The 23,442-nt window shown below is 67.1% G+C and carries 20 protein-coding genes and 4 tRNA genes; 3 read left to right on the top strand and 21 right to left on the bottom strand.

The genetic code is table 11. The features are described from left to right. The first annotated feature begins 3 nt into the window (after positions 1–3). Both M3C25_RS00895 and M3C25_RS00890 read left to right on the top strand, forming a co-directional pair. Entirely contained in the window at positions 4–1,446 is a 1,443-nt protein-coding gene (locus M3C25_RS00895; protein ID WP_170274218.1) for a DUF349 domain-containing protein, read from the top strand. A gap of 122 nt (positions 1,447–1,568) precedes the next feature. Beyond that, the gene (locus tag M3C25_RS00890; protein WP_102160335.1) at positions 1,569–2,147 is read left to right on the top strand and encodes a hypothetical protein; all 579 of its coding nucleotides are present in this window, start codon (positions 1,569–1,571) and stop codon (positions 2,145–2,147) included. A gap of 10 nt (positions 2,148–2,157) precedes the next feature. Here M3C25_RS00890 and M3C25_RS00885 read toward each other — a convergent pair whose 3' ends face one another. The 17 genes from M3C25_RS00885 to M3C25_RS00805 form a co-directional block, all read right to left on the bottom strand. Next, on the bottom strand, positions 2,158–4,476 hold the full coding sequence (locus M3C25_RS00885) for a RelA/SpoT family protein (protein WP_375544663.1): 2,319 nt from the start codon (positions 4,474–4,476) through the stop codon (positions 2,158–2,160). A 122-nt stretch (positions 4,477–4,598) separates the two neighbouring features. Continuing rightward, complete coding sequence (gene secF / locus M3C25_RS00880) at positions 4,599–5,624, bottom strand: protein translocase subunit SecF (RefSeq protein WP_165884759.1); 1,026 nt, start codon at positions 5,622–5,624, stop codon at positions 4,599–4,601. Further along, positions 5,624–7,711, bottom strand: coding sequence for a protein translocase subunit SecD (gene secD / locus M3C25_RS00875; protein ID WP_259854581.1), 2,088 nt, complete (start codon positions 7,709–7,711; stop codon positions 5,624–5,626). Before secD ends, secF begins: the two co-directional genes overlap by 1 nt. Positions 7,712–7,735: 24 nt before the next feature. Further along, on the bottom strand, positions 7,736–8,227 hold the full coding sequence (locus tag M3C25_RS00870) for a preprotein translocase subunit YajC (RefSeq protein ID WP_259854580.1): 492 nt from the start codon (positions 8,225–8,227) through the stop codon (positions 7,736–7,738). A 73-nt stretch (positions 8,228–8,300) separates the two neighbouring features. Next, positions 8,301–9,389: a Holliday junction branch migration DNA helicase RuvB gene (gene ruvB, locus M3C25_RS00865; RefSeq protein ID WP_259854579.1), complete on the bottom strand. Its 1,089-nt coding sequence runs from the start codon at positions 9,387–9,389 to the stop codon at positions 8,301–8,303. Then, complete coding sequence (gene ruvA / locus M3C25_RS00860; RefSeq protein WP_102160341.1) at positions 9,386–10,000, bottom strand: Holliday junction branch migration protein RuvA; 615 nt, start codon at positions 9,998–10,000, stop codon at positions 9,386–9,388. The genes ruvB and ruvA overlap by 4 nt, the downstream gene beginning before the upstream one ends. A gap of 112 nt (positions 10,001–10,112) precedes the next feature. Next, positions 10,113–10,724, bottom strand: a complete 612-nt coding sequence (gene ruvC / locus M3C25_RS00855) for a crossover junction endodeoxyribonuclease RuvC (protein ID WP_259854578.1) — start codon at positions 10,722–10,724, stop codon at positions 10,113–10,115. Positions 10,725–10,728: 4 nt separating this feature from the next. Beyond that, positions 10,729–11,484, bottom strand: coding sequence for a YebC/PmpR family DNA-binding transcriptional regulator (locus tag M3C25_RS00850; RefSeq protein WP_102160345.1), 756 nt, complete (start codon positions 11,482–11,484; stop codon positions 10,729–10,731). Positions 11,485–11,589: 105 nt separating this feature from the next. Next, the gene (locus M3C25_RS00845) at positions 11,590–12,069 is read right to left on the bottom strand and encodes an NUDIX hydrolase (protein WP_102160347.1); all 480 of its coding nucleotides are present in this window, start codon (positions 12,067–12,069) and stop codon (positions 11,590–11,592) included. 93 nt (positions 12,070–12,162) lie between these two features. Beyond that, a complete protein-coding gene (locus M3C25_RS00840) occupies positions 12,163–14,193 on the bottom strand; it encodes an alpha/beta hydrolase family protein (protein ID WP_102160349.1) in 2,031 nt (676 codons plus the stop codon). Then, positions 14,190–14,768 (bottom strand): HIT family protein, encoded by a 579-nt coding sequence (locus M3C25_RS00835; protein WP_180964676.1) that lies wholly within the window; start codon positions 14,766–14,768, stop codon positions 14,190–14,192. The genes M3C25_RS00840 and M3C25_RS00835 overlap by 4 nt, the downstream gene beginning before the upstream one ends. Beyond that, positions 14,765–16,777, bottom strand: coding sequence for a threonine--tRNA ligase (gene thrS / locus M3C25_RS00830; protein ID WP_259854576.1), 2,013 nt, complete (start codon positions 16,775–16,777; stop codon positions 14,765–14,767). The genes M3C25_RS00835 and thrS overlap by 4 nt, the downstream gene beginning before the upstream one ends. A gap of 123 nt (positions 16,778–16,900) precedes the next feature. Further along, positions 16,901–17,992, bottom strand: coding sequence for a hypothetical protein (locus M3C25_RS00825; protein ID WP_259854575.1), 1,092 nt, complete (start codon positions 17,990–17,992; stop codon positions 16,901–16,903). 186 nt (positions 17,993–18,178) lie between these two features. Continuing rightward, positions 18,179–18,250 (bottom strand) — tRNA-Val (locus M3C25_RS00820). A gap of 51 nt (positions 18,251–18,301) precedes the next feature. Further along, positions 18,302–18,373: transfer RNA gene (locus M3C25_RS00815), tRNA-Val, on the bottom strand. A gap of 21 nt (positions 18,374–18,394) precedes the next feature. Further along, positions 18,395–18,465 (bottom strand) — tRNA-Cys (locus M3C25_RS00810). Between the two features lie 24 nt (positions 18,466–18,489). Beyond that, a tRNA-Gly gene (locus M3C25_RS00805) sits at positions 18,490–18,562 on the bottom strand. Between the two features lie 192 nt (positions 18,563–18,754). Between M3C25_RS00805 and M3C25_RS00800 the strand changes: the two genes are divergently transcribed. Continuing rightward, positions 18,755–19,225: a TIGR02611 family protein gene (locus M3C25_RS00800; RefSeq protein WP_259854573.1), complete on the top strand. Its 471-nt coding sequence runs from the start codon at positions 18,755–18,757 to the stop codon at positions 19,223–19,225. 21 nt (positions 19,226–19,246) lie between these two features. On the opposite strand, the gene M3C25_RS00795 is transcribed toward M3C25_RS00800, so the two are convergent. Genes M3C25_RS00795 through M3C25_RS00780 form a run of 4 tightly spaced genes read right to left on the bottom strand, consistent with a single transcriptional unit; the run spans position 19,247 to position 23,438 of the window. After that, positions 19,247–20,158, bottom strand: coding sequence for a PPK2 family polyphosphate kinase (locus M3C25_RS00795; protein ID WP_259854571.1), 912 nt, complete (start codon positions 20,156–20,158; stop codon positions 19,247–19,249). Continuing rightward, complete coding sequence (zapE, locus tag M3C25_RS00790) at positions 20,158–21,177, bottom strand: cell division protein ZapE (protein WP_259854570.1); 1,020 nt, start codon at positions 21,175–21,177, stop codon at positions 20,158–20,160. The genes M3C25_RS00795 and zapE overlap by 1 nt, the downstream gene beginning before the upstream one ends. Positions 21,178–21,228: 51 nt before the next feature. Further along, positions 21,229–22,170, bottom strand: coding sequence for a GTPase Era (era, locus tag M3C25_RS00785; RefSeq protein ID WP_102160358.1), 942 nt, complete (start codon positions 22,168–22,170; stop codon positions 21,229–21,231). Further along, positions 22,167–23,438: a hemolysin family protein gene (locus M3C25_RS00780; protein WP_259798009.1), complete on the bottom strand. Its 1,272-nt coding sequence runs from the start codon at positions 23,436–23,438 to the stop codon at positions 22,167–22,169. Before M3C25_RS00780 ends, era begins: the two co-directional genes overlap by 4 nt. Positions 23,439–23,442 lie beyond the last annotated feature (4 nt).

Below are 23,442 nucleotides of genomic sequence, written 5' to 3'. Positions count from 1 at the left end.
CATATGACCGACGAGACGCAGCAGTCCACTTCCGCGCCCACGCCTGCCGGCGCTTCCCAGTCCTCCGACGCCCCGAAGCCGAAGCCGGCGCCGGTGCCCAAGCCCTCGGCGGTCCCCTCGCCGGCGGCCCTGCGTCCCCGGCCCGGTCAGGCCCCTGCCGCCCCGGCGGCACCGGCCCACGACCGGACCGCGGAGATCGCTGAGGCGAAGACGTTCGGCCGGGTCGGTGAGGACTCGACGGTCTACGTCAAGACCTCTGATGGTGAGCGGGAGGTCGGCCAGTACCCGGATGCCGATGAGGCCCAGGCGCTGGAGTACTTCGCGAAGAAGTACCTCGATCTCGCCGATGCCGTCACGCTGCTGGAGCAGCGCCTGGCTGCTGGTGCCGCCGGTGCCACTGTCGCCGAGGCGGCCGGCACCCAGCGTGAGGCGCTCGCGGACGCGCAGGTCGTCGGTGATCTCGATGCGCTGCGCGCCCGGCTCGATGCCGTCTCGGAGAAGGCAGCCGAGGCCACTGCCCAGCAGGCACAGGCGCATGAGGAGTCGAAGGCTGCCGGCCTGCAGGCGCGCATCAAGGTCGTCGAGGAAGCCGAGGCGATCGCCGATGCGGATCCGGCGCGTGTGCAGTGGAAGCAGTCGAGTGCCCGGATGAAGGAGCTGTTCGAGCAGTGGAAGCAGGTGCAGGCGACGACGCCGAGGCTGCCGCGCTCGCAGGACCAGCAGCTGTGGGGCCGGTTCTCCAAGGCCCGCAACCGCTTCGACAAGGCCCGCCGCGAGTTCTTCTCCGCTCTCGATGAGCGCAACGCTGAGGGAAAGCGGATCAAGCAGAAGCTCGTGACCGAGGCTGAGGCGATGTCGGATTCGACCGACTGGCGTGAGACCGCCCAGCAGTACCGGCGCCTCATGGACCGGTGGAAGGCCGCACCGCGTGCCGGGCGCAAGGACGACGACGCTCTGTGGGCGAAGTTCCGGGCCGCCCAGGATCGGTTCTTCGCGGCCCGCAACCGGGCCAATGAGGAGGTCGAGGCTGAGTACGGCGAAAACCTCAAGGTCAAGGAGAAGCTGCTGGCTGAGGCTGAGGCGCTGCTGCCGATCACCGATCCGGTGACGGCGAAGGAGAAGCTGCGTGTCATCCAGGATCGGTGGGAGGACGCCGGCAAGGTGCCCCGAGCTGATATCTCCCGGATGGAAGGCGGGCTGCGCGCTGTTGAGCGGGCGCTGGCTGAGGCGGAGGACGCTGAGTGGCGGCGCACGAATCCGGAGCACCAGGCCCGCACCTCGGGCATGCTCGCCCAGCTCGATGCCTCGATCGCTGAGCTGGAGGCCGAGCTGGAGAAGGCCGAGGCCGCTGGCAAGGACAGCGACATCGCCAAGGCGCGTGAGGCCCTGGAGGCCCGCCGTGCCTGGCGCGACCAGGTCGCCCGCACGGCTGAAGAGATGCAGTGACGCCTGCGTCTGATTGAGACTGCCGACTGCGGCTCGCCTGTCCTCAGGCGGGCCGCAGTGCTCTGTCCACAGATTCCGGCCAGCGCCTGGTCTGCCGGCATGAGCTGGGCCAGAGTGGGGGCATGGATGATCTGCTGCGTTTGGGTGAGCCGCTGAGCTACACCGAGCTCATGGAGCTGACCTTCGATGGGCTGGCCTTCCGGCTCTCAGCAACCTGCTGGGCGCCGGTGGGCATGCCGGTCGATGCGCGGCTGCGGGCCAGCAGCGTCGAGGCCGCTCCCCTGCCGGGACTGGTGCTCAGCCACCGGTCGGCGCACTGGGTGTGGTGGGGTTCGGGTCTGGCGCCGGTGGTTGCGGAATACACCACACGGGTGCGGCGCCGCATCCGGGCTGCCCGCCTGCCGGTCGTCGTCCACGAACGCGATGTGTGCCCCGCCGAAGAAGCTGAGCTGGCCGGGCTGGCCCTGACGACACCGGAGCGGACGCTGTACGACCTGCTCTATGAGCTCCTCGATGCTGACACGGACGAGGAGACGGTGCGCGCCGGCGCGCAGGCCGTACTCGAGTCAGTCGGCTTCGATGAGCAGATCGCGCTCACCCGGTTCGTCGCTGAGCAGTACCGGCGCCCGCATCTCGTGCGGATGCGCGGCCTGCTCGGTGACATCATCCCCCATGCGCGCACGCTGCTGCCGATCCGCTGAGACCGGTGGTTCAGCCGCCGGTGATGCGGTAGACGTCGAAGACGCCTTCAACCTGTTTGACGGCCGAGAGCACAGTGTCGAGGTGGGTGGAGTCGCCGATCTCGAAGACGAACCGCGACTGCGCCACCCGGGCCCGTGAGGTCGCCACCGAGGCAGACAGGATGTTGACGTGGTTGTCGGTGAGGACCTTGGTGATGTCGGAGAGCAGTCCGGCGCGGTCGAGTGCCTCGACCTGGATCTGGACGAGGTAGATGCCCTGCGAGTGGTGTGCCCATTCGACTTCGACGATGCGCTCGGGTTCGCGTTTGAGACTCGAGACGTTCTTGCAGTCGGTCCGGTGCACGGACACCCCGGCGCCGCGGGTGACGAATCCCATGATGGTGTCGCCGGGCACGGGTGTGCAGCAGCGGGCGAGCTTGACGAGGATGTCATCAGAGCCCTTGACGCGCACACCCTCGGTTGAGGAATGGTGGCCGCGGGACTTGCCGCGCCGATTCGACGGCCGCAGAATCTCGGTCGTCGGCTGGTCATCTTCCTGCTCGTCTGCCGAGACCTCCTTGGCCAGCAGATCGACGACGTGGGCGGCTGACATGTTGCCGTTGCCGATCGCAGCATAGAGCGCGGTGACATCCGGCAGCCGCTGTTCACTCGCAACGACGAGCAGAGCTTCCTGGCTCATGAGCGCATCAGCTGACAGATGGTGGCGGCGCATCGCCCGGGCCAGCTGGTCGCGGCCGGTCTCGATGGCCTCTTCGCGGCGCTCCTTGGAGAACCACTGGCGGATCTTGTTGCGCGCCCTAGGACTGGTGACGAAGGCCAGCCAGTCGCGGGACGGCCCGGCGTTCTCGTCCTTGGAGGTGAAGACCTCGACGACGTCGCCGTTGTGCAGCTTCGAGTCCAGGGAGACGAGCCGTCCGTTGACGCGTGCGCCCATCGTCTTGTGTCCGACCTCGGTGTGGACGGCATAGGCGAAGTCGACCGGGGTCGCGTCTGCCGGCAGGGAGATGATGTCGCCCTTGGGCGTGAAGATGTAGACCTCTTTGGAGTTGACCTCGAAGCGCAGGTTGTCGAGGAACTCGTCCGGGTCGGAGGTCTCCCGTTGCCAGTCGAGCAGCTGACGCAGCCATGCGACCTGGTCGACCTCGCCGGAGTCGCCGACCTTGGCCATCCGTCCGCCGGCGGCGTTGATCGCCTGGGGGTTGACCTTGCGGCGGTCCTTGTACTTCCAGTGCGCGGCGATGCCGAACTCGGCTCGCCGGTGCATCTCATGCGTCCGGATCTGGATCTCGACCGGTTTGCCGTAGGGCCCGATGACGGTGGTGTGCAGGCTCTGGTACATGTTGTACTTCGGCATGGCGATGTAGTCCTTGAACCGGCCAGCGATCGGCGACCACTTCGCGTGGACGAGGCCGAGCACGCCGTAGCATTCGCGCACCGTCTCCACCAGCACACGCACGCCGACGAGGTCGTAGATGTCGGCGAATTCGTGGCCGCGGACGACCATCTTCTGGTATATCGAGTAGTAGTGCTTCGGGCGGCCGGAAATCTCGGCGATGATGTTGGCCTCGCCGGCTTCCTCCTTGATCTCCTTCGACACGATCGCCAGATACTTCTCGCGCTCCGGGGCGCGTTCGGCCACGAGCCGGACGATCTCGGAATACACCTTCGGGTAGAGCACCTGGAATGACAGGTCCTCGAGCTCCCATTTGATGGTGTTCATGCCCAGCCGGTGTGCCAGCGGAGCGAAGATCTCCAGGGTCTCCTTGGCCTTCTTCTGGCTCGAGGCGGCCGGCACGTACTTCCACGTGCGGGCGTTGTGCAGCCGGTCGGCGAGCTTGATGACGAGCACCCGGATGTCCTTGGACATCGCCAGGATCATCTTGCGCACGGTCTCGGACTGCGTGGCTGCGCCGTATTCGATCTTGTCGAGCTTGGTGACGCCGTCGACCATGAGGGCGATCTCGTCGCCGAAGTCCTCGCGCAGCTGGTCGAGGCTGTACTCGGTGTCCTCGACGGTGTCGTGCAGCAGCGCTGCGGCCAGCGTCGAGGAGTTCATGCCGATCTCGGCGAGGATGGTGGCGACCGCGACCGGGTGGGTGATGTAGGGGTCGCCGCTCTTGCGCATCTGGCCGCGATGCCATTTCTCGGCGGTGCGGTAGGCCCGGACGATGAGCTCGACATCGTCCTTGGGATGGTTGTGGGCGACTGCCTGCAGCAGCGGGCCGAGGGCCTTCGGGTGCTGCGGGGCATGCTGGGAGCGGGCCGTCCAGAAGGCCAGGCGGGAGATGCCGCGCGGCCTGCGCGTGGACTCACCGGTGGTGTCGGCCACGTGTCGCTCCCTTCGTCACATAATCAACAGACCATGACAGGAGAGCATTCCTGCCATGGTCTGTCTATCTTACGCGCTTCTGTGCTGTGCGCGGGCGAGGCGAGCGTGTTCGCTGATGCGGATCAGGCGCGCACGTCCTCGAACAGCACGGGTGGGCGGTCGGGCAGTCCGCGCTTGCGGCGGTGCTCGTCGACCATCGCCTCCTGCTCCTTGACGGCCGGTTCGTTCTGCCGCAGCAGGTTGTACAGCGGCGAGGCGACGAACAGGGTCGAGGCGGCAGCGACGATCGTGCCGATGAACAGCGAGAGCGCGATGTCGGTCAGGGTGCCGGCGCCGAGCAGGAACACGCCGATGAAGAGGATCGCTGCGATCGGCAGCACCGAGATCATCGAGGTGTTGATCGAGCGCACGGTCGTCTGGTTGACGCCGAGATTGACGAGCTCGGAGAACTTCATGCGGTTGTTCTCCTTGAAGTCCTCGGTGTTCTCGCGGATCTTGTCGAAGACCACCACTGTGTCGTACAGCGAGAAGCTGAGCACGGTGAGGAAGCCGATGATCGCCTCCGGGGTGACTTCGAAGCCGAGGGCGGAGTAGATGCCCATCGTGACGACCATGACGAAGACGAGACCGAGGATCGCTGCCAGTGACATCTTCCAGGTGCGGAAGTAGATCGCCATCACGAGCATCGCGATCGCGACGAAGATGACGAGTGCGCGCGTCATCTTCTCAGTCACGTCCTGACCCCACTTCGGGCCGACGAAGTTCGAAGTGACGTCGGCGTTCTCGACGTTGTACGACGTCACGAGCGCGTCACGGACCTGCTGCATCTGATCGTCGGTCAGCTGGTCGGTGTCGATCTTGATGGACGTGTCCGAGGTCGGCACGACCGTGGTCGAGACGTTGTTGCCGACGACCTCCGCAACTGCGTCGTGAGCGTGCTGCTCGGAGGTGTCCGAGGTGTTGGCGATCTGGAACTGGGAACCGCCCTTGAAGGCGATGCCGAGGTTGAATCCGCCCAGCAGCGGTACGATGAGCGAGGCGATCATGAGGGCGATCGCGATGCCCAGCCACAGCTTCGAGCGCTTGATGAACGGGATCGAGGTGCGGCCCGAGTGCAGGTCATTGCCCCAGGCGAAGAACGAGCGCATCATCGGGCATCACCGTCCTTTCGTCCTGCTCCGGCAGTGACGTCGTCGCTGTCGGTGCGTGCCTCATCGGCGTCAGCACCGGCTTCGCGTTCGCGGGCTTCCTTCTCGCGCAGCGCCTTGCGCTCGGCGATCGAGAGCTCTGAACGGTCGGCGGTGAGTGTGCCGGTGGACTTCCGGCTGGCGCGCGTCGATGAGCCGGAGCGCTTGTCGATGCTGGCCTGACGGCGCTTGGCCTCCTTGTAGGAGCCGCGCTTCTTCGACTTCTCCTTCGCCTTCTCCAGATCCAGGCCCATCGCACCGCGGTAGGCGGCCATCTTGACGCCGAGCTGGCGCGGGTCCATGCCCGACCACGGGTGGCCGTGTCCGAAGAAGTGGGTGCGGGCCAGCACCTGCAGCATCGGGTGGGTGAAGAGGATGACGAGGATGACGTCGACGATGACCGTGAGGCCGAGCGTGAATGCGAAGCCGCGCACGCTGCCGACGGCGAGGATGTAGAGGATGACGGCGGCGAGCATGTTGACGGCCTTCGAGGCGAAGATCGTGCGCTTGGCGCGATCCCAGCCGATCTCGACGGCGCTTGTGAGCTTGCGCCCGGAGCGCAGCTCGTCTCGGATGCGCTCGAAGTAGACGATGAACGAGTCCGCTGTCATGCCGATGCCGACGATGAGACCGGCGACACCGGCCAGTGACAGCCGGTAGCCGTAGCGCCAGGTGACGAACAGCAAGAGCAGATACGTCAGCACACCGGCGACAGCGAGACTGGAGACCGTCACCAGTCCGAGCACGCGGTACTGGATGAGCGAGTATCCGACGACGAGCAGCAGACCGATACCGCCGGCCAGCAGGCCCTTGGCGAGGTAGTCGGCACCCAGGGTGGGTGAGATCTGCTGTTCGCTCTGGACCTGGAAGCTGATCGGCAGGGAGCCGTTCTTCAGCTGGCTGGCCAGGGTCTCGGCTTCCTCGACGGTGAACTGACCGGTGATGATCATCCGGCCGTCGGTGATGTGTGCCTGGGAACGCGGTGCTGAGAGCACCTGGCCGTCGAGCACCATCGCGAACTGGCTGTAGGGCTCCTGCAGGCCGGTGAGCTTGCCGGAGATCTGGCTGAAGGCCTCAGCGCCGTAGTTGTCGAGCGTCATGGATACTGCCGGGCGGTTCGTCTGGGCGCCCTGTGCGGTCGTCTCGAAGGTGAACTCGGCGTCGGTGATGTGGGAGCCGTCGAACTCGACGGGTCCGAGCACGTACTTCGCCGCACCGCTCTGGTCGCAGGCGACAACCGGCTGGTCGTCAGGGGCTGCTTCGCCGCCGATGCGATTCTCTTCCTTGGTGCAGTCGAGTTCCTGGAAGGTCTGCAGGATCTCCGGGGTCAGCCACGATTGGTCGGTCTGCGGATCGAAGCGCGGGAACTCGCCTTCCTTGACGGTGCCCTGACCGGACTCGGCATCCTCAGCGTCGCCGGGGTTGCCGGCCGGGCCGGGCACGGTGCCGGCATCGCTGGGCTGCTGGGCCGTGACGTCGGCACCTTCAGTGCCGGTCACTGAACCGGCGCCGCCCTGTGCTGGCTCTTCTTCCGCGGGGGCCTCTTCATTGCCCTGGTCCTTGAGCAGCTCCTCGAGCTGCTTCTTCTCCTCATCGGTGGCGTCGTTGCCCTCCTCGCCCTGCTCTTCGGCAGGCTGCTCGCCGGTGTCCGGCTCGGGAGGTGCGACGACGGCAACACGGCGGAACACCATCTGTGCCGAGGAGCGGACGAGCTCACGGGTCTGCTCGTCCGGGTTGCCCGGCAGGTTGACGATGATGTTGCGGTCGCCCTGCGTGGTGATCTCAGCTTCGGACACACCAGTGGAGTCGACGCGCTGGCGGATGATCGCCACCGCCTGCTCGAGCTGCTCCTGGGTGATGCGCTGATCCTCCAGCTGCGGCTCGAGGATGATGGAGGTGCCGCCTTCGAGGTCGAGGGCGAGCTTCGGGGTCCAGGAGGCGTTCGACCAGATGGCCCCGCCGCCGATGAGGGCGACGAGGGCCAGCGTGAAGATCGTCAGCCACGCAAAGCGCAGTCCCGGACGGGGCTTGTCTGCGGAAGTTGACACAGGGGATCTTTCGTTGGGATGTGATCAGGCCTTGAAGTCGTCACCGCGGTCATCGCGGCGCGGGTCATCGAGGTCGTTGTCGGACGTGTAGTCGCCGCCGCCGTAGTTGCCGCCGCGGTAGTTGTCGAGGCGATCCGAGTCGTCGAAGCGGTCGTCCGCCAGGCGGTCATCGGAGGCCAGCGTGTCATCGGCAGGCAGGTCGCGGTCGGCATCAGCGGCAGCGGTGTCATCGGACAGCCCGTCGGTGGCGACACCGGCGGCCGGCTCGATGTGGCCGATGGCCTGCTGGTGGATGCGCAGCACAGTGCCGGGACCGCTCTCGATCGTGACGATGTGGTCCTCCGGCGAGACGGTGAGCACGGTTCCGTACACACCGAACGTCGTCATCACCTCGGCACCGGGCACCAGATTGGACTTGATGCTCTCCTGGCGGGCCCTCTGCTTCTTGCGGCTGCTGAACAGGAAGAACAGCATGAGGGCGCCGAGGCCAAGGAAGATGAGTGTTGTGGGATCCACGAGTGAGATCAGCCTTTCGATATGACGGGGCTATAGCCAAGAAGTCAGTCTAGTGGCGACGCGGCGGCAATCACTAATCGTCGTCTGTGAACTCGAAGAGAGCCCGTTCGGCGTCCTTCGGGGGTAGCCCGAGGTGTCGCCAGCCCTGACCTGTGGCGATGCGTCCGCGCGGGGTGCGGGAGATGAGTCCTTCGCGCACGAGGAACGGTTCGGCGACCTCTTCGACGGTCTCCGGCTCCTCCCCTACGGACACGGCCAGGGTGCGCAGGCCGACAGGTCCGCCGTCGAAACGCTCGCAGAGGGCGCGCAGCACAGCGCGGTCGAGCCGGTCGAGTCCGCGCTCGTCGACTTCGTAGACCTTGAGTGCGGCGCGTGCGGCGTCGTAGTCGACGACGCCGCGGCCGCGGACCTGTGCCCAGTCGCGCACTCGGCGCAGCAGCCGGTTGGCGATGCGCGGGGTGCCGCGGGAGCGGGTGGCGATCTCCTGCAGACCGGCGGCATCAGCTTCGATGTCGAGCATCTGGGCTGAGCGTCGCAGCACAGTGTGCAGGTCCCCTTCGGAGTAGAAGTCGAGGTGGCCGGTGAACCCGAAGCGGTCGCGCAGCGGTGCCGGCAGCAAGCCGGAGCGGGTGGTCGCCCCGACCAGGGTGAAGGGCGGCAGGTCGAGCGGGATGGCGGTAGCGCCGGGTCCTTTGCCGACGATGACGTCGACGCGGAAGTCCTCCATGGCGACGTAGAGCATCTCCTCGGCGGCGCGGGCGACCCGGTGGATCTCGTCGATGAAGAGCACTTCGCCCTCTTCGAGCGAGGACAGGATCGCTGCGAGGTCGCCGGCGTGCTGGACGGCCGGGCCCGAGGTGACGCGGATCTGGGTGCCGAGCTCATGGGCGATGATCATCGCCAGGGTGGTCTTGCCCAGTCCCGGCGGGCCGGAGAGCAGCACATGGTCGGGGGAGCGGTTGCGGGCAGCTGCGGCGTCGAGGACGAGGGAGAGCTGTTCGCGCACCTGCGGCTGTCCAGTGAAGTCCTTCAGGCCCCGCGGGCGCAGCGCGACCTCGGCTGCTCGTTCGGCGTCATCGGCCCCGGCGCCGGTCAGGCGTGCGCTTTCGGCACCGGTGAGGTCGTCTCCGGTGAACTCGACTTCGTAGCTCGGTTCGCTCATACGCGCCCGCCGATGGACTTGAGGGTGGCCTTGAGCAGTTCAGGTGTCGTCGGTTCGGTGTCGAACTCTGCGCGGGTGTCGGCCACGGCCTTCTCCGCCTGCGCCTGCCGCCACCCGAGGTTGACGAGTCCCTCGACGACCTGCGCGGAGACCGCATCGGCACCGCCGGCCGGGGCCGCGGATGCGGCAGCTGTGCCTGACGGCTGCGGGAAGGAGGTGAGCTTGCCGGCCAGTTCGAGCATGAGCCGGGCGGCGACCTTCTTGCCGATGCCGGGCACCTTGGTCAGTGCGGCCTGGTTCTCATCGGCGATCGCCTGGCTCAGCTCCTCGGGGCTGAGCACCGAGAGGACTGCCAGGGCGAGGCGCGGGCCGATGCCGGAGATCGTCTGCAGGGTTTCGAACAGGTCGCGTTCGGCGGCGTCGCCGAATCCGAAGAGGGTCAGTGAGTCCTCGCGGACGACAAGCACGGTGTGCAGTTCGATGTCCTGGCCGTGGCGCACGCCAGAGGTCAGGGCCGGGGTGGCGAAGACGCGGCGGCCGATGCCGGCGGTGACGACGGTGAGGCTGTCGGGGCGCACGCTGGCGACCGTGCCCGAAAGGTAGGTGATCACTCAAGCTCCAGGTGTGAACGTATGTACGAATACCACTCTAGCCGGTCGCACGGACGGAACCGGGCACCTCGGCTCCGGCGTGTGCCGAGGCCAGCACGCCTCGGGCCCGGTGTCACCGGCGACGCGGCGTTCCGGCGCTCTTGAGGGCTGCCGCCCACTGTTGCTGGGCCGGGGTCAGCGAGCTGCCCTGCCGGCCAGCACCCTGCCGGGTGTCGACGTCCTTCGTCGCGCCTGGGGTCGAGCCGGCAGATCCGGCACCGCGCCACAGGTGGCAGATCGCCAGGGCCAGGGCGTCGGCGGCGTCGGCGGGCTTGACGGGGGCGTTAAGCCGCAGGATCCGGGTGACCATGTTCGTCACCTGCGCCTTGCCGGCCCGGCCGCTGCCGGTGACCGCGGCTTTGACCTCGGACGGGGTGTGCATGGCCACGGGGATGCCGCGGCGGGCGGCCAGGCCCATCGTCAGCCCGGAGGCCTGCGCGGTGCCGATGATGGTGGAGACGTTGTGGCGGGCGAAGACCCGTTCGATGCTCACGACATCGGGCCGGTGCGCATCGAGCCACCGGTCGAAGGCATCGGCCAGCGCGCCGAGGCGGGTGTCGACGGCGCTGACGCTGGGGGTCTCGATGACATCGACGGCGACGAGAGCCGGCCGGTGGATGCGCGCGGCGTCGATGACGCCGATGCCGCAGCGGGTCAGGCCCGGGTCGACTCCCATCACGCGCATCGGCTCAGGCGCCGTTCAGCTCGGCGAGCACCTCATCGGAGACGTCGGCGTTGGAGTAGACGTTCTGCACGTCATCGCAGTCCTCGAGCACGTCGATGAGGTTGAAGACCTTCTCCGCGGTCGCCGCGTCGAGGGGCACCTCGATGTTGGGCACGAAGGAGGCGTCGGCCGAATCGTAGTCGATGCCGGCTTCCTGCAGTGCGGTGCGCACGGCGACGAGGTCAGTGGCCTCGGAGATGATCTCGAAGGTCTCGCCGTTGTCGTTGACCTCTTCGGCGCCGGCTTCGAGGGTGGCCTCCATGATCGCCTCGTCATCGGTGCCCTCGGCGGGGACGACGATGACGCCCTTGCGGTTGAAGTTGTAGGAGACCGAACCGGGATCCGCCATCGACCCGCCGTTGCGGGTCACAGCGACCCGGACCTCGGAGGCGGCGCGGTTGCGGTTGTCGGTCAGGCATTCGATGAGCATGGCGACACCACCGGGGCCGTAGCCTTCGTACATGATGGTCTCGTAGTCGACGCCGCCGCCGTCGAGTCCGGCGCCGCGCTTGACGGCCCGCTCGATGTTGTCATTGGGCACCGAGGACTTCTTGGCCTTCTGGATCGCGTCGAACAGGGTGGGGTTGCCCTCGACGTCGGCGCCGCCGTTGCGGGCTGCGACTTCGATGTTCTTGACGAGCTTTGCGAACAGCTTGCCGCGCTTGGCGTCGATCGCTGCCTTCTTGTGCTTCGTTGTCGCCCACTTGGAGTGGCCTGCCACTGATGTCTCCTCGTCTCGGTTGTGCGTCTGTGCCGTCTGCGGCCGGCGTCAGCAGCGCCGGGGCCTGCCGCACGGCTGTCTGAAGTGTACCGCCGCGACTGGCCGCTATTCGAGCACCAGCGGTTCGTCCGGCACGTCCCGGCGCTGCACCATCTGCACCAGGGCCGGCAGCTGCGGCGGGTAGATGACGTCGGTGGTGGAGCTCAGCTCGGACAGCGACCACCACCGGCCCTCGACGATCGAGGCCTTCTCGATGTCGGTCCAGATCGCCTCATCGAAGTCGAAGTCCTCATCGCACTGCATGCCGTAGTAGGTCTCGTGCTGGATCGTCGAGTGGTGCTTGAACTCCATGACGAACGACCGGCTGGCCAGCGGGCCGAGGAGGTCGGCCGGGTCGCACTCGATGCCGGCTTCCTCGGAGAGTTCGCGTGCGGCGGTCTGCACAGCGGTCTCACCGAGTTCGGCACCGCCACCGCAGGTGATCCACCAGTGGCGTGAATCGTCGTGCATGTCCTTGACATGCAGCAGGAGCACCTCTCCTGCCGGGTTGAGCAGCACGACGCGTGCTGCGGTGCGGGCTTTCATTCTGCTTCCTCTCAGCGGAGCTGGTGCGCCAGCTCGTGTGCGGTCGTTGCGGCGGCCTCCCGCCGGGGCTGCGGGGCGCGGTCGATGTCACTGTCAGGTGCGCAGGTGCGTGCTCCACCAGTTGAGCATGTGTTCGAAGCGCTGCACGCGGTGCCGCGGCTGGCCGGTGCGGGAGAGCCCGTGGCTCTCGCCGGGGAAGATGAGCAGCTCGGTGTGGGTGCCGGCGCGCTGCAGGGCGGCATAGTAGCGCTGCGCCTGCTCCAGCGGGCAGCGGAAATCGCGTTCGGAGTGGATGACGAGCGTGGGCGTGGTGTTGCGCTCGATATCCGTCATCGGCGACTGGGCGGCGACCTGCTCCGGGTCGCGTCCGGAGTACTCCTCGCTGAAGAACCGGCCGATGTCCGAGGTGCCGATGAAGGTCGTCGGATCGAGGTAGCCGCGTTCGACGATGCCGGCGGCGAACCGGTCCTCGGCATTGAGGATCATAGCGGTGAGGTACCCGCCGTAGGATCCGCCCTGGACTCCGATCCGGCTGCCGTCGAGCTGCGGGTGGGCGGCCAGTCCCGCGTCGAGGATCGCGAGCACATCGGCGTGTGCCGGGGCGGCCATATCGCCCTGCACGGCCTGCCCCCAGGCGCGGCCGCGGCCGTTGGAACCGCGCGGATTGGCGTACACGACGGCGTAGCCGGCACCGGTGAGCACCTGGGTCTCGTCGAACAGCGCCTCGGTGTACTGGGAGAACGGCCCGCCGTGGATGTTGAGGACGACGGGGAACGGGCCCTCGCCATCCGGGAGCGCCACCCAGCCGTGCACGTCCCCGAGCGGGGTCGGGGCCGACACCGGCTGCGGGGTGGTCACCTCGAGCGGCTGGTCGACGAGCTCGGTGGCGAAGTCGCTGAGCTGGGTGAGCCCGCCTGCGGTGTCGATGGCGAAGATCTCACCGGGTGAGGTGACGGTCGCTGCGGTGACGATGAGCTGCTCGCCGTGCCGGCACAGGCCGGTGACGACGAGTTCGGGTGGGCTCAGCAGGGCTGGCGCGCTCTCCGCACCCGAGGCGCCGGTCGCCTCGGCCAGCGTGAGCTCACCGTCTGCCAGCCTCACCGTGCCGGCATCGAGCGGGATGCGGGCGGCGCGCTGGGAGCCGTCGACGGTGAGGACGACGTAGGCGCAGCCGTCAGCGATGACCGGCCGGATGCCTTCGAGTTCGATCGTCTCATCGCAGGTGACACGGGTAGTCTGGCCGGTGGAGCGGTCGTGGATGAAGAGGCCGGGCAGTGCGGCGACGAAGTCGATGACAGACTGGCGGTGTTCGATGCCGATGAAGGCGATGCGGTCGTCGTCGAGCCATGCGTGGACGTGGGCGCTGTGCATGCCCAGGTCGATGCGCTCCATGCCGTCACCGGTGATGAGCCACAGGTGGGAGCGCAGGTCGACGTCGCCGGCGGGCTGTTCGAGGCCTGCGATGACGCTGAGCTGTCCTGCCGGGCTGAACTGCGGGTCGCGGACGTCCTCGGCGTGGTCGGTCAGCTGCTCGGACTTCGGCAGCGCGTCGCTGCCGAGCAGGCTCTCGGCGGTCAGACCCGGGTCTGTCAGGTCGACGGAGTACAGCTGGGTGAGGCGGTCGCCGCCGTAGCCGAGGCCGTCGCTGAGGTAGGTCGCTGCGGTGATGTGGCGCGGGGCCTCGGCCTCGGCGCTGATGTCCTCGTCGGTGCCGTAGCGGCCTTCTTCAGGGGTGCGGGCGAGGTAGACGACCCGTTTACCCGAGGGATCGAAGGTGAAGCCGCTGACTCCCAGGGGTGCATCGGTCAGGCGCCGGGCTTCGGCGCCGGCGGTGCCGACGAACAGCTGCGGGGTCTCCTTCGGGCCGGTCGCGCGCAGGAATCCCCAGGTGTCATCGGTGATGGTGAGCGCGCTGTCGTTCCAGCCGTGGCTGACCCGGGTCCACTCCCCTGCCGGGGCCGCGGCGGCGGAGTCAGTGCCGGTGACCGGAAGCTGGCGGGCGAGGTACTGGGCGCGGTAGCTGTTGGCCTCGACGTCGGGGCGGGTGAGCTGGCAGAGGATGCGCTCACCGGCCGAGACCGGCTCGGCGCAGCTGATGAGGGAGGTGATGTCGGCTGGTTTCATGCGGCCCATTCCTTGGAGAAGAGTTCGCGGACGTCGGCATGCACCTGCGGCAGTGCCTTCGTCTGCGCGATGATCGGCAAGAAGTTCGCATCCCCGCCCCACCGCGGCACGATGTGCTGGTGCAGGTGGGCGGCGATGCCGGCACCGGCGATGCCGCCCTGGTTCATCCCGAGGTTGAAGCCGTGCGGTGCCGACACCGCACGGATGACGCGCATCGCCTGCTGGGTGAAGTGCGCGATCTCGATCGTCTCCTCCTCGGTCAGGTCCGTGTAGTCAGCGACATGACGGTACGGGCAGATGAGCAGGTGGCCGGGGTTGTACGGGTAGAGGTTGAGCACGGCGAAGACGTGCTCGCCGCGGGCGACGATGAGGCCCTCTTCGTCGTCCTTGCTCGGCGCCAGGCAGAACGGGCACTCCGGGGTGCTGTCGTCCTTGGGCTTGTTCTGCCCGCCGATGTAGACCATCCGGTGCGGGGTCCACAGCCGCTGCAGGCCGTCGGGTTCACCGGGGAACCCGGCGGCCGCCTCGGGTTCGGGCATCCGGGCGGCTGCCTGGCTGACGTCCTCGCCGGTCATACCTGCGCCTTCATCTCGATTGCCTCCACGATCCGCTCGATGGCCTCGTCAACGGCGACCCCGTTGTCCTGGCTGCCGTCGCGCAACCGGAACGACACAGCACCCGCGTCCCGGTCGTCGCCGCCGGCGATGAGGGTGTAGGGCACCTTCGACTTCGAGGCGTTGCGGATCTTCTTGGGGAACCGGTCATCGGAGTCGTCGATTTCGACGCGCACGCCGCGGGCGCGCAGCTTCGCGGCGACCTCGTGCAGGTACGGCGAGAACTCCTCAGCCACCGGCACGCAGGTCACCTGCACCGGGGCCAGCCACACAGGGAACGCGCCGGCGTAGTGCTCGGTGAGCACGCCGAAGAACCGCTCAATCGACCCGAACTTCGCGGCATGGATCATGACCGGGCGCTTGCGGGTGCCGTCAGCGGCCTGGTATTCGAGGTCGAAGCGCTCCGGCTGGTTGAAGTCCAGCTGCACCGTCGACATCTGCCAGCTGCGGCCGAGCGCATCGCGCGCCTGCACGGAGATCTTCGGTCCGTAGAAGGCGGCACCACCGGGATCCGGGACGAGTTCGAGACCGGTCTCCAGGGCCACGGACTCCAGCACCTCGGTTGCCTCCGCCCACACTTCGTCGGAGCCGATGAACTTGTCCTTCTTCTTCCCGTCCTCATCACGGGTGGAGAGCTCAAGGTAGAAGTCATCGAGGCCGAAGTCGCGCAGCAGCGAGAGCACGAAGTCGAGCAGGTGCCGGATCTCTTTGGCGGCGTCTTCCTCGGCGACGTAGGAGTGCGAGTCGTCCTGGGTCAGGGCGCGCACGCGGGTGAGCCCGTGGATGACGCCGGAGGGCTCATCGCGGTAGACGGTGCCGAACTCGAACAGCCGCAGCGGCAGGTCGCGGTAGGACCGGCCGCGGGAACGGTAGATGAGGTTGTGCAGCGGGCAGTTCATCGCCTTGAGCCGGTACGGGGTGCCGGCCTTGACGATCTCACCGGTCTCCTCGTCGCGGACCTCGTCGACCTGCAGCGCCGGGAACATGTTCTCCCCGTAGTGCGGCAGGTGTCCCGAGGTGTAGAAGAGGGACTCCTTGGAGATGTGCGGGGTGCCGACGTAGGAGAAGCCCTCCTCGATGTGCCGGCGGCGCACATAGTCCTCCATCTCGCGCTTGACGATGCCGCCCTTGGGGTGGAACACCGGCAGACCGGAGCCGAGTTCGTCGGGGAAGGAGAACAGGTCGAGTTCTGCCCCGAGTTTGCGGTGGTCGCGGCGCTCGGCTTCGGCGATGCGGTCCTGGTAGGCCTTGAGGTCGTCCTTCGAGGCCCAGGCGGTGCCGTAGATGCGCTGCAGGGAGGCGTTGGCCTGGTCACCGCGCCAGTAGGCGGCAGAGGATCGGGTGACGGCGAAGCCCTGCCCGATGTGCTTGGTGCTCGGCAGGTGCGGTCCGCGGCACAGGTCTTGCCAGACGGCTTCGCCCTGCCGGTTGGTGTTCTCGTACACGGTCAGCTCGTCGCCGCCGACCTCCACCGATGCCTCTTCGTCGTCACCGGCCTTGGACCGGTCGTCGATGAGCTCGAGCTTGTACGGCTCATCGGCCATGCGGGAGCGGGCCTCGTCTTCGCTCACGACCACACGCTTGAATGCCTGGCCCTGCTTGATGATCTGCTTGGCCCGCTTCTCGATCTGCTTGAGGTCTTCGGGGGTGAAGGGCTCAGCGACGTCGAAGTCGAAGTAGAAGCCGTCGGTGATGTAGGGGCCGATGCCCAGTTTGGCGCCGGGGAAGAGCTCCTGCACGGCCTGTGCGACGACGTGGCCGGCGGAGTGGCGCAGGATGTTGAGTCCCTCGTCGTCGGCAAGGGTGATCGGGTTGACGACGTCTCCGGGTGAGAGTTCGCGGTCGAGGTCTGCGGAGGCGCCGTTGAGCTCGATGGCGATGACGTCTTTCCGGTCGGCGTACACCGTCGTGCCGGTCATTCCTTCCTCGAATGGGATCTGTCTGCCCTCGAGCTGAATGGAATCGGCCACTGCGGTGCTCCTTGATGTCGTCGGTGATGGCGGTCGGTGAAAGTCTACCGCTTCTGCCGCCTGGCAGAAGCGGATGGGCTGAGGTTCCGCTGCCGGAACCTCAGCCCATCTCAGGTGGTCGGATTACTTCTTCTCGAAGGTGTAGGGGGCGTTGTAGCCCTGGTCCGAGTTCGGGATGGTAACTTCGAGCTTGAGTGAGTCCAGCTCGCTGTGGGGCACCTCGTAGCCGAGAGCGAATTCCTTCTTCTCTCCGGCTGGGACGGTTTCGAAGGCGAGGCCGCCCGAGTAGTCACCGTCGAAGACGTCGTTGCAGGTGCCACCGGAGTAGGTGCACTTGATCGTCGGGAAGCCGGGGTCGAAGTCCGATCCTGAGGTGTTGTCGATGGTGTAGACGACCCGCGCGATCTCGCCGTTGGTCGTGTTGGCGCCGAAGTCGACGTTGTCCGGTCCGACGGACACGGCCAGCGTCACACCCGATGTCAGGTCCACTGAGCCTTCGCTTGCCCCGCCTGCCTGCTGGGAGGGATCCTCGGTCGGCTCGGCTTCCTCGGTCGGCTGCGCTCCGTCGGTCGGTCCGGGGTCCTGGGTCGCGGAATCGGTCGGCTGCTCCGTGGGCGACGGGTCGACGTTCGACATCGAATTGAGGAGGAAGACCTGGACGACGACGAGGATGATCGTGCCCAGCAGGGCCAGGCCGCCGAGGATGAGGCCGGCGATGCTCATTCCGCGGTTGGTCGCCTTGTTCTGCTTAGCCGCAGAAAGGCCCATGAAGCCGAGGATGATGGCGGCGACCGCCAGGAGCAAAGCGATGCCGGCTACGACGAAGCCAAGGACCGGGATCCACGCGCCGCCGGAGGTCAGAAACGCGATGATGCCGGCGATGAGAGCGAGGATGCCGAGGATGTTGCGGGCCTTCGAGTCGCCGCCGGATCCGTAGTCGCTGCCGTAACCGCTCCCGTACCCACCGCCGTACGGGTCGGCCTGGCCGCTGTAGTTCGGTGAGTACTGGTCGGCCGGGCCGGCCTCGCCGCCGGGGTAGCCGCCGGCTGCCGAATAGTTGGGGGCCTGCTCACCGTACTGCGGCTGTCCGCCGTAGCTCGGCTGCGAACCGTACTGGGGCTGGGCGCCGTATCCGGGCTGCGAACCGTATCCGGGCTGTCCGCCCTGGCCGCTGTCGCCGTACGGATCGGAGCCGTATGGGGGCTGAGAAGACATGGTGGCTCTCTTTTCAGGTCGAGGTCGGTAAGTGCGTTCCACCCCAGCTTAACCGGCAGGTCCGCCCGTCGGCGCATAGCCTCGTTGCGATCTCGTCACAGGATTGTCACAGCGGGGTGCACACGCCTGCAGCAGGACCGAGGGAACGCAGAATGCCGGGCACTTATGCCCGGCATTCTCGTTCTGTGCGCGATACTGGGATCGAACCAGTGACCTCTTCCGTGTCAGGGAAGCGCGCTACCGCTGCGCCAATCGCGCCTATTCCACGTGCGTGGTGGCGTATTCACTTGTGCATGGCGTACAACGCCGTGCGCGATACTGGGATCGAACCAGTGACCTCTTCCGTGTGAAGGAAGCGCGCTACCGCTGCGCCAATCGCGCTTGCGCCCGAAGGCGAAGCCGAGGTGGAGATGGGATTCGAACCCACGTATACGGCTTTGCAGGCCGCTGCCTCGCCTCTCGGCCACTCCACCGTGAGACGGTCTGGCCTGTCTCCGAGCGGATGACGGGACTCGAACCCGCGACCCTCACCTTGGCAAGGTGATGCTCTACCAACTGAGCCACATCCGCATGATTGCGAGGGAGATTTCCTTGCAACGAGAAACAACTCTATCGGGTGAACTCAAAGTTGCCAAATCGTCTGGCAGTGACGCTCGTCACACGGTTGTGAGGCCCATTCTGGCCCATTCCCACGCGGCGGAAGCACGCTCACCTGGGAGCGTGCCGAGGACGCTGTGGAGCCGGAATCCTTACACTGGTGGCGTGACACAGCGCCATCCCCGTCCCCATGGCTGGCTGTCCCGCACGCACAAGAAGGGCCGGCCGTGGTTTCGGCGTGCCCGGCTGTCGTTCCTGCGCTGGCGCAGGTTCATCATGAGCAATCCGCAGACCGCTTTCGTCTACCGCTGGCTCGTCGGCTGCGTGGGCGGAACCGTGATCGTCATCGGGCTCATCCTCGTGCCGCTGCCGGGTCCTGGATGGCTCATCGTGTTCATCGGCCTGGCGATCATCGCCTCAGAGTTCCAGTGGGCGCAGAATCTGCTGCTGTGGGGCCGGGCGGTGCTGCACAGATGGACGGAATGGCTGCGCGCCAGCCACTGGTCTGTGTCGCTGGGCATCGCCACGCTGACGGGCGCTTTCGTGGCAGGCGTGGTGTGGCTGGGACTGCTCATGACCGGCCTGCCGGACTGGGTCCCGGATTGGGCGGTGTTCCGCTGGCTGCTGCCGCGCTGACGCGCGTCAGCCGCGACGTCGTCAGTCGGAGAACTGCTTGTTGGTCTCCTTGAGATCGCGCAGCTCTGCCTCGGGGTCGAAGTCGCCGAGCGGCCAGTCGAGGTCGAGCTTCTGCAGTTCGTTGATGAGCAGGCGCACGATCGCCCAGCGGGAGTACCACTTCCGGTCGGCTGGGATGACGTACCACGGAGCCTCATCGGTCGACGTGCGATCGAGGACGTCCTGGTAGGCCTGCGTGTACTCCGACCAGCGTCCGCGGTCCGCAACGTCGCCGCTGTTGTACTTCCAGTGCTTGTCCACGCGCCGCAGCCGGTTCTCCAGCCGTTCGGCCTGCTCTTCCTGGGAGACGGTGAGCATGCACTTGACGATGTGGATGCCGGAATCGGTCAGGCTGTCCTCGAATCCGTTGATCGTGTCGTAGCGTTCGAGCCACACCGACGGCGGGCGCAGCTTGTGCATCCGCACCGCGAGGATGTCTTCGTAGTGCGAGCGGTCGAAGACGCCGATGTTTCCGAACTTCGGCAGTGCGCGGTAGACCCGCCACAGGAAGTGGTGCGAGGCCTCCTCCTCCGTCGGGACTCCGAAGGCGGCCACCTGCACTCCGTGCGGGCTGAGCGCGCCGACGACGTGCTTGACGACTCCGCCTTTGCCGGCGGTGTCCCGGCCCTGCAGCACGAGCAGCACTGCCTTGCGCAGGTCGCCGGCATTGGCGTTGGCGTACAGGCGCTCCTGCAGGTCGGAGAGCAGCTCGTGGTCGATCGCCTGGGCTTCCTTGCCGGCGGCTTTGCCCCCTGTGAAGCCCGGGGTGGCTGAGGTGTCGATGGCTGAGAAGTCGCCACCGGGTTTGAACCGCAGCAGCTCGGCGACCTCGGCCGGGGCTGCCTGGTCGACGTTGTCGGCAAGCGGCGGCTGCTGAGCGGGTTCGAGCTTCATCATTTCTCCGTTCCGCTGGCCAGCGCGGTGAGCCGGGACAGGCAGCGCAGGTACTTCTTGCGATACCCGCCGGAGACCATGTCGTCGGTGAAGACGGCGTCGAGGCGCTGGCCGCTGTTCTGGATGCTGATGCCGCGGTCGTACATCCGGTCGACGAGAGCGACGAAGCGCAGCGCGACGCTTTCGCTGTCGATGGTGTGCACGTCGTCCCACAGCGCCATGTCGATGCCCTCGAGCATGCGGCTGTATCGGGAGGGGTGGACAGATGACAGGTGCTCGAGCACCGCGTCGAAGTCATCGCGGGCGACGATCGTCGCGCTGGTGCCGGCGGCGTAGTCGTCGAGTCCTGCGGCATCGACCGGTTCCGGAGGTGTGGGGCTGCCGCGGTGGCGGTAGTCCTCACCGTCGATGGTGAGCACGGTGAACTGGTCGGACAGTGCCTGAATCTCGCGCAGGAAGTCCTGGGCGGCGAAGCGCCCCTGGCCGAGCGCGCCGGGCAGCGTGTTGGAGGTCGCGACGATCTTGACGCCAGCGTCGGTGAGCTCGCGCATGAGCCGCGACATCATGACAGTGTCGCCCGGGTCGTCGAGTTCGAACTCGTCGATGCACACGAGCTTCATCTTCGACAGCTCGTCGCGGGCGCGCTGGAAGCCGAGGGCGCCGATGAGGTTGGTGTATTCGACGAAGGTGCCGAAGGTGGCCGGCTTCTCGTGGGCGTGCCAGGCGGCTGCCAGGAGGTGGGTTTTGCCGACACCGTATCCGCCGTCGAGATAGATGCCCTTGCCGACCTTGGGCTTGGAGCCGAAGAGCTTGGACAGGAAGCCGGTCTCCCGGCGCTGTTGGGTGAAGTCGCGCAGCTTGTCGCGGGCTTCGGACTGCGAGGGCTGCTGCGGGTCCGGCCGGTAGCTGTCGAACGACACATCCGAGAAGTGGGGCGGCGGCACGAATCCGTCGATGAGGTCTTCGGGGGCGACCTCCGGGCGGCGCTCGGTCAGCTTGATGATCTGCGGTTCACTCACAGCACATAAGTCTACAAACGTTTGACCGGCTGTGGTGCCCGACCGGGTGCCTCAGGAGAAGTCGAAGCCGAGCCGTCCGAGCTGCTTGGGGTCGCGCTGCCAGTCCTTGGCGACCTTGACGTGCAGGTCGAGGTAGATCGACGTGCCGAGGATGGCCTCGATGTTCTTGCGGGCCGTCATGCCGATCTCCTTGAGGCGGGCGCCCTTGCGGCCGATGACGATCGCCTTCTGGCTGGGGCGCTCGACGAAGAGGTTGACGTGCACATCCCACAGCGGCTTGTCCTCCGGCCGGTCTTCGCGCGGGCGCATCTCCTCGACCTGGACGGCCAGGGAGTGCGGCAGTTCGTCGCGCACGCCTTCCAGGGCCGCTTCGCGGACGAGTTCGGCCACAAGCACCGTCTCCGGTTCATCGGTGATCTCACCGTCGGGGTACAGCGGCGGGGATTCGGGCAGGTGCTTGGCCAGCACTGCGTCGACGGTGTCGACCTGGTAGCCGTCGCGGGCGGAGACCGGGACGATGTCAGCGAAGTCGCCGAGCTGTTCGACGGCGATGAGCGCCTCGGTCAGCCGTTCGCGGTCGACGAGGTCGGTCTTCGTCACGAGTGCCACGACCGGGGTGCGTCCGGAGACCATCTGCAGCTGTTCGGCGATGTAGCGGTCGCCGGGTCCGATGCGCTCGTTGGCCGGCAGGCAGAAGCCGATGACGTCGACTTCGCTCAGGGTCGCTGCGACGAGGTCGTTGAGGCGGGCGCCGAGCAGGGTGCGCGGCCGGTGCAGGCCGGGGGTGTCGACGAGGACGAGCTGGTGGTCGTCGCGGTGGACGATGCCGCGGATCGTGTGGCGGGTGGTCTGCGGCTTCGCCGAGGTGATCGCGATCTTCGAGCCGACCAGCGCATTGGTCAGGGTGGACTTGCCGGTGTTCGGGCGGCCGACGAGGCAGGCGAAGCCGGCGCGGTAGCCCTCGGGCAGATCGGTGCGGAACAGGTCGGTCATACGTCCTCAGTCTCTCGTTCCCGCCGCACGCGCACGTGGGTGATGCGGTGGCGGCGGCCCTGGCCGGGCATGGCTTCGATGTACAGTCCGGAGATCGTCGCATGCGCCCCGGCGATCGGCACGCGGTCGATCGCCTTCGACAGCAACCCGCCGACGGTTGTGACGTCCTCGTCTTCGATGCGGGTGTCGAAGAACTCGGCGAGGTCGTCGATCTGCGTGCGGGTGCTCACCAGGTACTCCCCTGGCGCGGTTTCGACGATATCGTCCTCGGCGGCATCATACTCGTCTTCGATCTCGCCGACGATCTCCTCGACGATGTCCTCCATCGTGATGAGCCCGGCGGTGCCGCCGTATTCGTCGACGGCCAGCGCGACGTGGTTGCTTGCCAGCTGCATCTCGCGCATGAGCTCATCGACCGGTTTGGTCTCGGGTACGAAGACGACCGGCCGGCAGTGCTCGGACACCGGCGCCTCGGCGTCTTCAGGGTGCAGGTGCAGGCGGCGGGCGACGTCTTTGAGGTAGACCACTCCGCGCACGTCGTCGAGGTCGTCGTCGATGACCGGCACGCGGCTGAAGCCCGAGCGCAGGAACAGCTCCATCGCCTTGACCAGCGGCTGGTCGGAGTCGATGGCGACGATGTCGGTGCGCGGGACCATCACCTTGTACACGCGGGTGTCGGCGAGGTTGAAAACCGATTCGATCATGTCGCGCTCTTCGTCTTCGATGACGTCGACAGCCGAGGCGCGCTCGACGAGATCGCGCAGCTGCTCTTCTGTCACGAACGGGCCGTCGCGAAAGACCTTATCGGGGGTGAGCACATTGCCCAGCCACACGAGGATCCGCGCCACCGGTCCGAGTGCGCGGCGCAGTCCGGCGACCAGCCAGCCGGTGAGCAGGCTGACCTTGAGCGACCGGCGCCGGCCGATGGTCCGCGGGGACACGCCTGCGACGACGAAGACCGCGATCGAGGCAGTGATGACGGAGGCGAGGATGAGCTGCCAGCTGATGCCGAAGACATGGTAGTAGCCGACGGCGATGAAGACCGTGGCCAGTGCTTCGAAGAACTGGCGGACGAAGGTCAGGACGTTGATGTGGGTGGGCAGGTCGGCCAGGATCGCCGCGGCAGTAGTGCCGCCGCGGGTGCCGTCCTCGGCAGCGTCGGAGATCTCGTGGTGGGAGACGTTCGAGATCGCGGCATCGGCTGCTGCGAGCACGGCGGCGAAGGCGATGCAGATGAGGCCGAGGAGCATGAACGCGAGGATCGGCACGGTG

This window comes from Brevibacterium luteolum, assembly GCF_025147615.1.
Taxonomy (GTDB): domain Bacteria; phylum Actinomycetota; class Actinomycetes; order Actinomycetales; family Brevibacteriaceae; genus Brevibacterium; species Brevibacterium luteolum.
The sequence above is the reverse complement of the archived record's forward strand: the minus strand, read 5'-3'. Positions and strand labels throughout refer to the sequence as shown.